The sequence below is a fragment of the Streptomyces sp. NPDC093795 genome (assembly GCF_044764665.1).
In the GTDB taxonomy this organism is placed as follows: domain Bacteria; phylum Actinomycetota; class Actinomycetes; order Streptomycetales; family Streptomycetaceae; genus Streptomyces.
The window spans coordinates 574,522-588,690 of sequence record NZ_JBIWIO010000003.1 but is presented as its reverse complement, the minus strand read 5'-3'; the positions used below and the strand labels follow the sequence as shown (position 1 = coordinate 588,690).

Below are 14,169 nucleotides of genomic sequence, written 5' to 3'. Positions count from 1 at the left end.
CACGGCGAGAGAGCGGAGCTCCATGCGGCACCACGACCACCCCGAGCACCACGACCATCCCGGCCAGCCGGTACCCGTACCCGTATCGGCGGAGGACACGGCGGCGCGCCCGAACGGGCGTCATCGCAAGGGTGGTGGGACACGACGGCGTCCGTCCGGCCGTCCGTCCTTCCGCACCGCCGTCACCGTCGCCGGGGCCGCGACCGCCGTGCTGACGGTGGCGACCGGCGTGTACGTGGCGGCCTCCCCGGCCGGGGGCCCCACGGCCCCGGGCTCCGCCACCGCGGGCACGGCCGCCGCTCCCGCCGTCGCGGAGCTGGTCGCGCCCCTGAACTCCCCTGCCCCAACTGCCCCCGCCGCGCCCGAGACCGTCCGGAAGGCCACGTCGACGTCCACACCGCCGCCCCCGTCGCCCACCAGCGCGCCCTCTCCCCGTACGACGAAGGCGGCGACGGCCCCGCCCACGGCCAGGGCCACGGCCACGCCGACGGAACCGAGGACGGAGCCGGAGCCGCAGCGGGAACAACCGGCCGCGCAGCCCCAGGCGACGCAGCGGGCACAGCAGGGCGCGGCCCAGGGAGCCGAGGCGCCGGCGGGGTCGGCCGCGAGCTTCGTCCAGGATGTCGTCGCCCTCGCCAACGCCGAGCGCGACAAGGCCGGTTGCGGTCCGCTCCGCGCGGAGAGCCACCTGCGGACCGCCGCACAGCGGCACGCCGACGACATGTCCGCCCGCGACTACTACGACCACAACAGCCCGGAGGGCCGCAACGCCGGCGACCGGATAAGTGAGGCCGGGTACGCGTGGTCGGCCTATGCGGAGAACATCCACCGGGGCCCGAAGTCCCCGGCCCAGGCCATGGCCGACTGGATGGAGAGCCCCGGCCACCGGGCGAACATCCTCAACTGCGCGTTCAAGGACATCGGGGTCGGCGTGACCCTCACCGCCAACGGCCCCTGGTGGGTGCAGAACTTCGGCGACAAGCACTGAGCCCTCCGGAGGCTCAGGAGGCGGGGGCGGCCAGTTTCTGCACCCAGATCGTGCCGCCGGGACCGGGCACCGACGCCACTCCGGTGTCCCGGTACCGGCAGTCGAGCATGTTCTCCTCGTGCATCGCGCCGTCCGTCCAGTCGTCGACGACGGACGCGGGGTCGGCCGTACCGCGGTCGAGGTTCTCGGCCCAGGCGCTCCAGTCGTAACCGGCGGCGGTGATCCGCGCGTCCGCGTACTCCCCCTCGGGGCTGGCGTGTCCGTAGTAGCCGCGCGCGGCCATGTCGTGGGCGTACCCGCGGGCCGCCGCGGTGAGGCGGGGGTCGACGCGCAGCGGCGCGCAACCCGCCTCCGCCCTCAGCCGGTTGACGAGTCCGGTCAGCCGCTCCCCGGCGTCGGGCGTCGGCGTGGGCCGGGGCGCCCGCCGGGTGGGCGTCGGGGCGGGCGTGGCGACGGTGGCGGCCGGCGTCGGAGTCGCCGGGGACGGAGAGGAGGCCGCCGGGGAGGGGGGCGCGGCGGCGGGCGCGCCGGGCTTCACGCGCGCGTGCGGCTCCTGGGGTACGAGGAGGGTGATCGCCCCGAGGACGACAGCTGCGGCCACTCCGGCAAGCCCGGCGCGGCGGAGCGTCGTCCGGCGGGGGACGGTGTCGAAGGAGACGGGTTCGGGGGCGGGGCGGTCCCAGGCGGATGCGACGGGTTCCGGGGCGGGGCCGTCCCAGGCGGATGCGACGGGTTCGCGGGCATCGCCGCGTCCGGCCGCGTAAGCAAGCGGTTCGCGGGCGTCGCCGCCACCGGCCGCGAAAGCACCCGGTGCGCCGGCATCGCTACCGCCGGCCGCGAAAGCGACCGGTTCGAGAATGTCGCCCCCACCGAACCCGGCGGCGAGCGGAGGCACAAGGCCCAGGCCGACGAGGAGGCCTTCGACGGGGGCGAGGCCGCGGCGGCCGGTCACCCGGGCGGCGCAGTCGGCGCAGGTTCGCAGATGGCGGGCGACGCGTTTGCGCCAGAGCGGGGAGGGGCGGCCGTCCCAGGCTGTGACGGTCTCCGCGAGGCCGGGGCACATCGGCAGGGCGTCAAGCGCGCGGACGACGGCCCGGCCGGTCTCGAGGCGTTCCTTCATCCGCTGGACGCGGACGGCGGCGTGCTGCGGTGAGATGCCGCCGAGGCCCTCGGCGAGTTCGGCGCGGGTCAGCTCGCCCGCGGCCTCCAGCCACCAGAGGGCGAGGAGTTCGCGGTCGTCCTCGTCGAGCCAGCGGGTGGCGCGGGCGACGTCGCGGCGCTGGCCGGAGAGGCCGAGCCGGAGGATGGTGACCTCGGTGAAGTCACCGGCCGGGTCGGCGAGGTCGCTGGCCCGGTCGAGCCCCGGTACGGGCGCCTGCATGCGTTCACGCCATCGGCGCCGTATCCCGTTCATGGCGATGGCGACGAGCCAGGACCGGAAGCGGGCCGGGTCACGGAGGGCGGCCAGGCCGTCCAGGGCGCGGACCATCGTCTCCTGGACGATGTCGTCGGTGTCGGCGTGGCCGTCGAGGGCCCGGCCGACGATGTTGTGGACGAGGGGGAGATACGCGCGTACCAGTGCGTCCCTCGCGTGCGCGTCACCGGCCCTGGCCGCCTCCACCAGCGCGGTGGTGCGGCCCTCGTCGATGTGCATGGATCTGCTCCCTCATCCCTGGTCCGAGTCCCCCGTCGTTCGGAGACCCGTGGGCGTGGGAGGGATAACACTTCTCTCCGGAGCCCTCTCCGGAGCTCTTTCCGGTGCGGGGCCCGGGCCCCTACACGGGTGGTGCCGTGGGCAGGGTCGGGACCGTGGCCCCGTTCCCCTCCCGGACGGCTGCCACGACGTCGTCGTGGAGATCGCGGCTCTCCTCCTCCGTCGCGCACGGAACGGGACTGCCCGACATGGTGAACCAGTCGGACGCGCCGCTGTACTGCACGGCCACGCGTGCTTCGCCCTCGGCCCAGGTCGTGTGCACGGTCACATCGCCCGTCACGACACCGGCCTCGTCGGTCAGCACCCCACCTCGCCCGGTGTAGACACCGGCGGTCGTCCAAGATGCCCAGCTCATCCATCCAGGTTCACACCCGGACGGCGGATGCGCCACCGACGGGACCGCCCCGGCCGGATGTGTTCCGGCCGGGGCGGTACAGCGGGTCTCGCGCCGGTCAGGCGAGGGACGCGACGGCCTCGTTGAACGTGGCGGACGGGCGCATCACGGCCGCGGCCTTGGCCGGGTCGGGCTGGTAGTAGCCGCCGATCTCGGCCGGGGAGCCCTGGACGGCGTTCAGCTCGTCGACGATCTTCTGCTCGTTGGCCGAGAGGTTCTCGGCCAGCGGGGCGAAGGCCTTGGCCAGCTCGGCGTCCTCGGTCTGGGCGGCCAGCTCCTGGGCCCAGTAGAGGGCGAGGTAGAAGTGGCTGCCGCGGTTGTCGATACCACCGAGGCGACGGGTCGGCGACTTGTCCTCGTTGAGGAAGGTGCCGGTGGCGCGGTCGAGGGTGTCGGCGAGGACCTGGGCGCGGGAGTTGCCCGTGGAGGTCGCGAGGTGCTCGAAGCTGGCGGCCAGGGCGAAGAACTCGCCGAGGCTGTCCCAGCGGAGGTAGTTCTCCTTGACGAGCTGCTGGACGTGCTTCGGGGCGGAGCCGCCGGCGCCGGTCTCGAAGAGGCCGCCGCCCGCCATCAGCGGGACGACCGACAGCATCTTGGCGCTGGTGCCCAGCTCCAGGATGGGGAAGAGGTCGGTCAGGTAGTCACGGAGGACGTTGCCGGTGACGGAGATGGTGTCCTCGCCGCGGCGGATGCGCTCCAGGGAGAACTTCGTCGCCTCGACCGGGGACAGGATCTTGATGTCCAGGCCCTCGGTGTCGTGCTCCGGCAGGTACTGCTTCACCTTGGCGATGAGCCGCGCGTCGTGGGCGCGGTTCTCGTCCAGCCAGAAGACGGCCGGGGAGCCGGTGGCGCGGGCGCGGGTGACGGCGAGCTTGACCCAGTCCTGGATGGGCAGGTCCTTGGTCTGGCAGGCGCGGAAGATGTCGCCCGCGGCGACCTCCTGCTCCAGGACGACGTTGCCCGCGGAGTCGACGAGGCGGACGGTGCCGGCCTGGGCGATCTCGAAGGTCTTGTCGTGGGAGCCGTACTCCTCGGCCTTCTGCGCCATGAGGCCGACGTTCGGGACGGAGCCCATGGTCGACGGGTCGAAGGCGCCGTTGGCACGGCAGTCGTCGAGGACGACCTGGTACACGCCGGAGTAGCTGTGGTCCGGGAGGACGGCGAGGGTGTCGGCCTCCTGGCCGTCCGGGCCCCACATGTGGCCGGAGGTGCGGATCATGGCCGGCATCGAGGCGTCGACGATGACGTCGGACGGCACGTGCAGGTTGGTGATGCCCTTGTCGGAGTCGACCATCGCCAGGGCGGGGCCGTCGGCGAGCTCGGCGTCGAAGGAGGCCTTGATCTCGTCGCCCTGCGGGAGGGACTCCAGGCCCTTCAGGACGCCGCCGAGGCCGTCGTTCGGGGAGAGACCGGCGGCGGCGAGGACCTCGCCGTACTTGGCGAAGGTCGCCGGGAAGAACGCGCGCACGACGTGGCCGAAGACGATCGGGTCGGAGACCTTCATCATCGTGGCCTTGAGGTGCACGGAGAAGAGCACGCCCTCGGCCTTGGCGCGGGCGACCTGCTCGCTGAGGAAGGTGCGCAGGGCGGCGGCGCGCATGACGGCGGCGTCGACGACCTCGCCGGCGACGACCTTCAGCGGCTCGCGGAGCTCGCTGGTGGTGCCGTCGGCGGCGGTGAACTCGAAGCGGAGGGTGTCGTCCGCGGTGACGACGACGGACTTCTCCGTGGAGGCGAAGTCGTTGTCGCTCATGGTGGCGACGTTGGTCTTGGACTCGGGGGTCCAGGCGCCCATGCGGTGCGGGTGGGCCTTGGCGTAGTTCTTCACCGAGCCGGGCGCGCGACGGTCGGAGTTGCCCTCGCGCAGGACCGGGTTGACGGCCGAGCCCTTGATCTTGTCGTACCGGGCGCGGACGTCCTTGTCCTGGTCCGTCTTCGGGTCGTCCGGGTAGTCCGGGAGGGCGTAGCCCTGCGCCTGGAGCTCGGCGACCGCGGCCTTCAGCTGCGGGATGGACGCCGAGACGTTCGGCAGCTTGATGATGTTGGCGCCGGGCGTCTTGGCCAGGTCACCGAGCTCCGAGAGGGCGTCGGCGATGCGCTGGCCCTCCTCGAGGAACTCCGGGAAGACGGCGATGATGCGGCCCGCGAGGGAGATGTCCCGCGTCTCGACCGTGACGCCGGCCTGCGAGGCATACGCCTGGATCACGGGCAGGAACGAGTACGTCGCCAGGGCAGGCGCCTCGTCAGTGTGGGTGTAGATGATGGTCGAGTCAGTCACCAGGGTGCTCCGCTCCACGTCTGCGTATGCGAGATTGCTCGACATCAAGATATCTCGTGATCGAGGTCCTCGGTAAAGGGGCCCACGAGCTCGCCCTCGCGGGGCGCTCCGGTGGCCTCGACGAAGGGTCCGCCGAGGCGGTACGGGGTGGGAGCGCCGTCCAGCTCGACGCGGCGGAGCAGCGCGAGTGACAGCAGTCCCGCCGCCGCGACGACGCCGGCGGCGAGGGCCTGGCCGCAGCGGTGGGCGAGCTGGAGCTCGGCCGGGTCGTAGGGGCCGCCGGCGGGCAGGGCGAGGGTGGGGCCGAGCAGCCAGATGCCCGCGCCGAGTCCCGCGGCGGCGACGAGGAGGAGCGCGAGGGTCGCGAAGAGGCCGGCCGGGGTGGGTCCGCGCCGGGCGCCGGGGCGCACCTTGCCCCTGCGGGCGAGGAGGGCGAGGAGCCCGCAGTGGACGGTGAGGACGACGAGGGCGGCGGCGATGACGTCGCCGGGCCGGTGGCGGCCGGCCGCGATGGTGTACGCGCCGATGGCGACGGCCCAGAGGGTGGCGGCGCCGACGGCGAGGCCGCGCAGCCGGTACGGGACGACGAGGGCGAGGCCGAGGGCGATGCCCAGGGCGAGCGTGGTCTGGGCGCTGGGGAAGCCGCTGGGGAGGAGCGCCCCGCCGGTGTCGAGGAGCCGGGGGCGCGGTGCGTACCGCTGGAGCAGTCCGGTGAGGGCGAGGGCGGTGACGATCGCACCGGCGGCCGCGCCGGTGTGGGCGTACCGCTTGCGTATGAGGCCGACGGCGAGCAGCAGGACGCAGCCGAGGACGAGGGAGAGGGTGGTGAGCCCGGCGAGTGAGGGGTAGTCGCGGAGCAGGGTGGCGGCGACGGTGTCGGCGCGGCGGCCGGTCGTGGCGGTGTCGCCCCAGCGGCGGCCGGTCGCGGTGAGCACCAGGCCGGCGTAGACGACCGTGAGGACGAGGACGGCCCCGAGGCAGGCACGCCGGGTCCGGGTGCGGACGCGGGTGTGGAACGAGCCGGACGCCTCGCCTGCCACGGCGGCGTACCACCAGGTGTCACCGGCCTTCAGCGGCCTCGGGGAGCCGCCCGCGCGGAACCTGTCGTAGGAAGCCATGCCCCGATTCGAACCCACGCGCGGCGGCCCCGCCCGCTGGACGCACCCGAACGACGACCGCGCGGGACGGGGCCGCTCAGCGGTCCTGTCGGGGGCGCTGGGCCAGGACGAGGAGGACGAGTCCGCCGAGGAGGCCGAGGACGACGGCGACGCCCAGGGGGGCGCGGGTGGCACGGTCGTCGACGAGTTGGCCGACCGCCTGGAGCGCGAACGCCGTGGCGATCATCAGCTGGCCCCAGCCGTGCGGCGCCGTCCGGAAGACCCGGCGCCGCTGCCAGGACACGATCCAGCCCGTGCGCAGCGCCGCGACGCCGGAGAGCACGAGCAGGAGCGCGAGCGCGCTCGGGATGACGACGTACCAGTCCATGGTGGGCCCCCTGTTCCTCCGGCTCCCTGCCGGCAGGTGGCGCGATCATGCCATGGCGAGGTGCCGGGAGTGCGGAGGGGAGGGCGGACGGGAGGCCGTACGGCGGAGAGGTCCGCGCGGGGCGTCAGGAGGACGCGCGGACCACGAGTTCCGTCGGGAGCATCCGGCGGGGCTGGTCGTCCGGGTCGCTGGGCGCGGTGATCTCCTGGAGGAGCAGGCGGGCCATGGCGCGGCCCATCTCCTCGATGGGCTGGCGGACGCTGGTCAGCGGCGGGTCCATGTGCCGCGCGACGGCCGAGTCGTCGACGCCGACGAGGGCGACGTCCTCGGGGACGCGGCGGCCCGCCTCGCGCAGCACGCCCCGCGCGCCCGCCGCCATGACGTCGGAGGCGGCGAAGACGGCGTCCAGGTCCGGCCTGCGGTCCAGGAGTTCCCGCATGGCGCGGCGGCCGCCCTCCTCGGTGAAGTCGCCACCGGCGACGAGCGCGTCGTCGGAGGCGAGTCCGGCGTCCGCAAGGCCCTCGCGGTAGCCGTCGAGGCGGCAGCGGGCCACGTACATGTCGAGGGGGCCGGTGATGGTGGCGATCGCGCGGCGGCCGCGCGCGGCGAGGTGCGTGACGGCGGTCCGGCCGGCGCCGGTGTTGTCGGAGTCGACGAAGGCGACGCGCTCGTCCTCGGTGCGGCGGCCGTTGAGCACGGCGGGCAGACCGAGGGCGCGGACCTGGTCGGGCAGCGGGTCGTCGCCGTGCACGGAGACGAGGAGGACACCGTCGACGCGCTGGGCGGCGAGGTACTGCTCGAAGCGCTGCCGCTCCTGTTCACTGCGGATCAGGGTGAGCAGCAACTGCTTGTCGGCGTCGGCGAGTTCGGAGCTGACGCCGCGGATGATGTCGAGGAAGTACGGCTCCGCGAAGAGCCGGGCCTCGGTCTCGGGGATCACCAGGGCGACGGCGTCGGTCCGGCTGCCGGCGAGGGCGCGGGCGGCCCGGTTGGGCACGTAGCCGAGTTCGGCGACGGCCTGTTCGACGGCGGCCTTGGCCTGCTCGCTGACCCGGGGGGAGCCGTTGATGACCCGGGAGACCGTGCCGCGGCCGACTCCGGCTCTCGCGGCGACCTCTTCCAGGGTGGGCCTGCCGGTCTGTCGCCCGCTCACCGCCATGTGCCGCTTCTCCCCTCGGGCCGCCGCCCCGCCTGCGTGTGCACGCGAACCTATCAGGCGGTACGGCGGGCCCCCGGGGCGCCGGGGACCGGCTCAGGCACCGGTCGGCGTGAGCTCGGCCATGGCTCCCCAGCCCTGCTGCGGGACCTCGACGTTGATGATCTCGGGGGTGGTGGCGATGGCTCCGGCCATGGCCGCGAGTCCGGCCGTGAAGTGCGGGGACGCGACGTGGGCGGCGCCCGCGTCCGCGTCGGCGAAGGCCTCCAGGAGGACGAAGACGTTCGGGTCGTCGACGCTGCGGGACCAGTCGAAGAACAGGTTGCCGGGCTCCGCGCGGGTGGCGCGGGTGAAGTCGGCGACCAGGTCGAGCCAGCGGTCGGCGTGGTCGGGGCGGGCGGTGAAGCGGACGGCGATGAAGATCATGCGTCCAGCGTGCGGCGCGTCGGCGGGCGCGGCCAGTCGCCGCGGTCAGGATTCCGGCAGGGCCGGAAACGCGGGTACGGCGCGGGTGAGCGCGGCCCGGATCTCCCCCTGCCGCCGCCCGAAGTCGGCGGTCGGCAGCGATACGGAGAGGGCGTGCACGATGCCGTCGCCGCGCTCGGGCAGCGCCACGGCGAGACAGGTGTACGCGAGGTCCGCCTCGCCCACCGACACGGCGTAGCCCTGGCCGCGCACCCGGCCGACCTCGGCCTCGAAGCGTTCGGCGCTGGTGATGGTGCGCTCGGTGAAGCGGGCCATTCCGTGCTCGGCGAGGTAGCGGCGGCGCAGGGGCCGCGGCAGCGCGGCGAGCAGGGCCTTGCCGTGGGCGGTCGCATGGGCGCGGTCCTCGGGACCTGGCGCGAAGGGGTGGTCGGTGTCGGTGACGGGAGCGGTGGTGTCGACGACGGTGATCAGGCCGTCCCGGTAGGCGGTGTGGTACGCCTCCGCGCCGGTGGCCCGCCGCAGCCGGCCGAGAAGCTCCCCCGTGCCGGCGCCGAGTCCGTGATGCCGCTGATGGGAGCGGTGGAGGGCGGGGACGCGGGGCCCTGGCGCGTATCCCTCGGCGGTACGGACGAGGTAGCCGCGGGCGAGCAGGGGGCCGGTGACGTGGTACACGGTCGAGAGGGCGCAACCGAGCCGCCGCGCAAGGGCCTTGGCCCCGACGGGCCGGTCGGCGTCGGCGACGACGTCGAGGACGGCGAGGGCCCGGTCGACGGACTGGGGCCCGGGGCTCGGGGGGACGGCTGGCATCGCTCCAGCTTAGACGGCTGGATCGCTCCAGCTCAGGGGCCCCGCGCCCGTGGGTCTCCTCGTACGGGGACGCATATGCAGGGGCCCGGCTCCCCTCCCTGTCCCCGCAGGTCAGACCGTCTTTATGTGCATAAGACACTCTTTCGGCGTATCGTCGAGTGGATTCCCCCATCCCCGACGCCACGGGAGAGCGTGTGCCCCGCTCCAGGACCCACCATGCCCCGACGCACCGCGAGGAGCGCCGTCCGCGTCTCCGGGCGGTCGCCATCGCCACCGGTGTGGTCGCCGTCGCCGCGGGCGGGCTGTACGTGGCAGGGCTGCTCGCGACCGGTGACGACATATCGGCCGGCACCCGGGTCGACGGGGTGGACGTCGGCGGGATGAGCCGCGCCGAGGCCGGCGCCAAGCTCGCGGCGGAGGCACCGGCCTCGTGGAGCGCTCCGATACCCGTGCGGGTCGGCGACCGCACCGCGACCGTGGAGCCCGCCTCCGCCGGCCTTTCGGTGGACCTGGCGAAGACCGCGGACGAGGCGGCGGACCCCTCCCGTGACCCCGTCACCGTCATCGGGCGGCTCTTCTCGTCCGGTGAGCGCGAGATACGCCCGGTGTTCGCGTACGACACCGAGAAGACCCGGGCGGCGGTGGCCGGGCTCGCCAAGAAGAACGACCGCGCGGTGCGCGAGGGATCCGTCGCCTTCCGTGCGGGCAAGGCCGTCGCGACGCAGCCGGTGACGGGCCAGAAGCTGGACACCGGGCGGGCCGTCGAGACCCTGCGCGCGGCCTACCCCGCCGCCACGGGCGCCGCGGCCGTCACCCTCCCCGTCGCCCTGACCGAGCCGAAGCTCCCCGCCACCGAGGTGACCCGCTTCCTCGACACGTACGCGAAGCCCGCGGTCTCCGGCCCGGTGACGCTCACGACGGGCACCGAGCGGCTGCGGATCTCCCCCGCCACCCTCGGCGACCACCTCGCCGTGAAGACCGAGAACGGCCGGCTGACCGCCGCGCTCGACGCGGAGGCGCTGCTCCGCGACCCCGACGTGGCCCGGCCGGTCGCCTCACTGACGGGCGCGCCCGTCGAGGCCACCCTCGGGGTACGGGACGGCAAGGTCGTGGTGGAGTCGGACGGCCGGCCGGGCCACGAGGTGACCGCGAAGGCCCTCGGGGACGCCGTACGCCCGCTGCTGACCAAGACGGGCACGGCCGCGCGTACCGCCCCGGTGGCCACCACCGTCACCCAGCCCGAGCTGACCGCCGGCTCCCTCGCCCGCCTCGGCATCACCGAGGAGATGTCGACGTTCACGGTGGACTTCCCGACCGCGCCGTACCGCACGACGAACATCGGCCGGGCCGCCGAGCTCATCAACGGTTCGGTCGTGCGGCCCGGCGAGGTCTGGAGCTTCAACAAGACGGTCGGCGAGCGCACCCCGGACAACGGTTTCGTCGACGGCACGATGATCCTGGACGGCCAGTACCGGTCGGCGCCCGGCGGCGGCGTCTCGGCCATGGCCACCACCGTCTTCAACGCCATGTTCTTCGCCGGGGTCGACCCGGTCGAGTACGGCGCCCACTCCTTCTACATCGAGCGCTACCCGGCCGGCCGCGAGGCGACCGTCGCCTGGGGCAGCCTGGACCTGAAGTTCCGCAACGACTCGGGTAAGCCGATCTACATCAAGGCGGACGCGACGGACTCCTCCGTGACCGTGAGCTTCCTCGGGACGAAGAAGTACGACTCGGTGGAGGCCGTCGCCGGGCCGCGCACCAACCTCAAGGAGCCCGCGAAGCGCGAGGGTACCGGCAAGGAGTGTGTGCCGCAGGAGCCCCTGGAGGGCTTCGACATCGCGGTGGACCGGGTGTTCAAGGACGGTGGCGCCGAGGTCAAGCGGGAGACGTTCAAGACCCACTACACCCCGCGCGACGAGGTGACCTGCAAGCCGGACCCCGAGCAGACTCTGGAGAAGACCCCCGAGAAGACCCCCGAGAAGCCCGCCGGGGAGCCCGCCGACGCGAGCTGACGCCCACCGGCGGAAGGGTGTCTTCCCGTTCGGCCGGGGCATGACTTCGGAGCGCGGCCCGTGGGGCCTGTCGGAAAGCAGCGTCGTCGGCCCTCGGGACACCGCGGGCCGGGCGGGGCCCTCCGGACGACAGGCCCCGCCCTCCCGGACGGGCCGCACCGATCCCGTCGGAGGCCCGCCTTGGCACAGCGCACCGACCCCTGCGAGCGGCTGCTCGACGACGCCGTGCGCGCGGGCGTCTTTCCCGGCGCCGTATGGGCGGCGGGCGACGCCCGCAGCACCCTGTCGGCCGGGGCCGTCGGCCTCCTCGACCCGGCGGACCCCGCAGGACCGACACGTGTCGACACGCTCTACGACGTCGCCAGCCTGACCAAGATCCTCGCCGTCTGGGCGGTCATCGGCACCCTCGTCGACGCGGGGAAGCTCGACCTGACCGCCCCGCTCGGCTCCTTCTGGCCCGAGGCGGCGGGACGGCCCCTCGCCGTGGTCACACCCCACCATCTGCTCACGCACACGGCGGGGCTGCCGCTGCGCGCCAATCTGCGGCACCTGTACGGCTCCGACCGGCAGGACGTCAGGGACGGCGTCCTCGCCGAGCCGCTCGTGCACCGGCCGGGGGCGGCCGTCGCGTACACGGACCGGGCCGCGCTCGTCCTCGGCTACCTCGCCGAGCACCTGACCCGGCAGCCACTCCCCCGCCTCGCCGAGGACCGCGTCTGGGCCCCGCTCGCCATGACGGAGACCCGGTACGGGCCGCTGCCCGCCGAGGTCAGGGAGCGGTGCGCGCCCACGGAGTACGACGACGAGAGCGGCGCCCCGCTCCGGGGCGTCGTCCACGACTTCTCGGCCCGGCTCCTCGGCGGCGCCTGCGGGATCGCGGGCGTCTTCACCACCGCCGCCGACATCGGCCGCTTCCTGCGCCACCTCCTGGCCCCGCGGCCCTGCGCCTTCTCCGCCGACTGGACGGCTGCCTCGCTCCGCGTCCACACCGGCGCGCTCGTACCGCCGCGCGGCCTGTTCTGGCATCCGGCGCCGGGCACGGATCCGGCGGACGACGTCTGGGCCCACTTCGGCTTCACCGGCACCGGCCTGTGGCTGTCACCGGCCCGTGGCCGGTGGGCGGTCCTGCTCACCAACCGGCTCCGGCTGACCCGCGACCCCGGCCCTCTGACCGGCGTCAGGAACGCCTTCCGGACCCTCGCTCTTCGGTGACCGCACCGGTCGCCCGCGCCGGTGACCCACCCCCTGATGGAGCGAACGGGGCGGGGGTTACCATATGAGCGCCGCCTAGCTCGAAAGATAATCTTGTGACTGTCAATGACGACTCGTTCACCAGCTGGAAGAACCGCGAGGAGATCGCGGAGTCGATGATCCCGATCATCGGGAAGCTGCACCGGGAGCAGGACGTCACCGTCCTCCTCCACAGCCGCTCCCTGGTGAACAAGTCGGTGGTCAGCATCCTCAAGACCCACCGCTTCGCCCGGCAGATAGCCGGCGAGGAGCTGTCGGTCATCGAGACGCTCCCCTTCCTCCAGACGCTCACGACCCTCGATCTCGGCCCGTCGCAGATCGACATCGGCATGCTGGCCGCCGAGTACAAGACCGACGACCGCGGTCTCTCGGTGGCGGAGTTCACCGCCGAGGCCGTCGCCGGTGCGACCGGCGAGAACAAGATCGAGCGCCGTGACGGACGTGACGTCGTCCTCTACGGCTTCGGCCGCATCGGCCGCCTCGTCGCCCGCCTCCTCATCGAGAAGGCCGGGTCGGGCAACGGTCTGCGCCTGCGCGCGATCGTGGTGCGCGGGGGCGGCGAGCAGGACCTGGTGAAGCGCGCCTCGCTGCTGCGCCGCGACTCGATCCACGGCCAGTTCCAGGGCACGATCACCGTCGACGAGGCGAACAGCACCATCGTCGCCAACGGCAACACCATCAAGGTGATCTACGCCAACGACCCCTCCGAGGTCGACTACACGGCGTACGGCATCGACAACGCCATCCTCATCGACAACACCGGCAAGTGGCGCGACCGCGAGGGCCTCTCCAAGCACCTGCGCCCCGGCATCGACAAGGTCGTCCTGACCGCGCCCGGCAAGGGTGACGTGCCGAACATCGTGCACGGCGTCAACCACGACACGGTGAAGCCGGACGAGAAGATCCTGTCCTGCGCCTCCTGCACCACCAACGCGATCGTCCCGCCGCTGAAGGCCATGGACGACGAGTACGGCGTGCTGCGCGGTCACGTGGAGACGGTCCACTCGTTCACGAATGACCAGAACCTCCTGGACAACTACCACAAGGCCGACCGCCGCGGCCGTTCCGCGCCGCTCAACATGGTGATCACCGAGACCGGGGCCGCCTCGGCCGTCGCCAAGGCGCTGCCGGCGCTGAAGGCCCCGATCACCGGCAGCTCGATCCGCGTCCCCGTCCCGGACGTCTCGATCGCGATCCTGAGCCTGCGCCTGGGCCGCGAGACCACCCGCGACGAGGTTCTCGAGTACCTCCGCGACGTCTCGCTGCACTCGCCGCTGAAGCGTCAGATCGACTTCACCACGGCCCCCGACGCCGTCTCGATGGACTTCGTCGGCTCGCGTCACGCGTCGACCATCGACGCCGGCGCGACCAAGGTCGACGGCGACAACGCGATCCTCTACCTGTGGTACGACAACGAGTTCGGCTACTCGTGCCAGGTCATCCGGGTCGTCCAGCACGTCTCCGGCGTGGAGTACCCGACCTTCCCGTCCCCGGCGGTCTGATCTCCCACCCCGCCCCACGGCACAGCGGCGGGGGGCCCCCCCCCCGGGGGGGGGGGGGGGGGCCGGGCGGGGGGGGGGGGGGGGGCGGGGGGCCCCCCCCCGGCCGCCGGCCACCCCCCCAAGACGACGGACAACACCGGGTAGACCCCCACCACG

At 73.5% G+C, this 14,169-nt stretch carries 12 protein-coding genes; 4 read left to right on the top strand and 8 right to left on the bottom strand.

Going from position 1 to position 14,169, the window contains the following annotated elements:
* Positions 1-22 precede the first annotated feature (22 nt).
* On the top strand, positions 23-988 hold the full coding sequence (locus tag ACIRB7_RS11490) for a CAP domain-containing protein (RefSeq protein ID WP_403595743.1): 966 nt from the start codon (positions 23-25) through the stop codon (positions 986-988).
* A 13-nt stretch (positions 989-1,001) separates the two neighbouring features.
* On the opposite strand, the gene ACIRB7_RS11485 is transcribed toward ACIRB7_RS11490, so the two are convergent.
* The 8 genes from ACIRB7_RS11485 to ACIRB7_RS11450 all read right to left on the bottom strand — a co-directional run bounded on the left by ACIRB7_RS11485 (position 1,002) and on the right by ACIRB7_RS11450 (position 9,248).
* On the bottom strand, positions 1,002-2,642 hold the full coding sequence (locus ACIRB7_RS11485; RefSeq protein WP_403595740.1) for a sigma-70 family RNA polymerase sigma factor: 1,641 nt from the start codon (positions 2,640-2,642) through the stop codon (positions 1,002-1,004).
* A gap of 121 nt (positions 2,643-2,763) precedes the next feature.
* On the bottom strand, positions 2,764-3,057 hold the full coding sequence (locus ACIRB7_RS11480) for a hypothetical protein (protein ID WP_403595737.1): 294 nt from the start codon (positions 3,055-3,057) through the stop codon (positions 2,764-2,766).
* A 97-nt stretch (positions 3,058-3,154) separates the two neighbouring features.
* Entirely contained in the window at positions 3,155-5,374 is a 2,220-nt protein-coding gene (locus tag ACIRB7_RS11475; RefSeq protein ID WP_403595734.1) for an NADP-dependent isocitrate dehydrogenase, read from the bottom strand.
* Between the two features lie 44 nt (positions 5,375-5,418).
* Positions 5,419-6,492, bottom strand: coding sequence for a phosphatase PAP2 family protein (locus tag ACIRB7_RS11470; protein ID WP_403595731.1), 1,074 nt, complete (start codon positions 6,490-6,492; stop codon positions 5,419-5,421).
* 76 nt (positions 6,493-6,568) lie between these two features.
* Entirely contained in the window at positions 6,569-6,859 is a 291-nt protein-coding gene (locus ACIRB7_RS11465) for a hypothetical protein (protein WP_403595729.1), read from the bottom strand.
* A 124-nt stretch (positions 6,860-6,983) separates the two neighbouring features.
* A complete protein-coding gene (locus ACIRB7_RS11460; RefSeq protein WP_403595726.1) occupies positions 6,984-8,018 on the bottom strand; it encodes a LacI family DNA-binding transcriptional regulator in 1,035 nt (344 codons plus the stop codon).
* Between the two features lie 93 nt (positions 8,019-8,111).
* Positions 8,112-8,441, bottom strand: a complete 330-nt coding sequence (locus ACIRB7_RS11455; protein ID WP_403595723.1) for a putative quinol monooxygenase — start codon at positions 8,439-8,441, stop codon at positions 8,112-8,114.
* A gap of 45 nt (positions 8,442-8,486) precedes the next feature.
* A complete protein-coding gene (locus tag ACIRB7_RS11450; protein WP_403595721.1) occupies positions 8,487-9,248 on the bottom strand; it encodes an IclR family transcriptional regulator in 762 nt (253 codons plus the stop codon).
* 194 nt (positions 9,249-9,442) lie between these two features.
* Here ACIRB7_RS11450 and ACIRB7_RS11445 point away from each other — a divergent pair, with 194 nt between their 5' ends.
* The 3 genes from ACIRB7_RS11445 to ACIRB7_RS11435 all read left to right on the top strand — a co-directional run bounded on the left by ACIRB7_RS11445 (position 9,443) and on the right by ACIRB7_RS11435 (position 14,013).
* Entirely contained in the window at positions 9,443-11,260 is a 1,818-nt protein-coding gene (locus ACIRB7_RS11445) for a VanW family protein (RefSeq protein ID WP_403595718.1), read from the top strand.
* A 180-nt stretch (positions 11,261-11,440) separates the two neighbouring features.
* Positions 11,441-12,472, top strand: a complete 1,032-nt coding sequence (locus ACIRB7_RS11440; protein WP_403595715.1) for a serine hydrolase domain-containing protein — start codon at positions 11,441-11,443, stop codon at positions 12,470-12,472.
* A 95-nt stretch (positions 12,473-12,567) separates the two neighbouring features.
* Positions 12,568-14,013: a glyceraldehyde-3-phosphate dehydrogenase gene (locus ACIRB7_RS11435; protein WP_351214652.1), complete on the top strand. Its 1,446-nt coding sequence runs from the start codon at positions 12,568-12,570 to the stop codon at positions 14,011-14,013.
* The last annotated feature ends 156 nt before the right edge of the window (positions 14,014-14,169 follow it).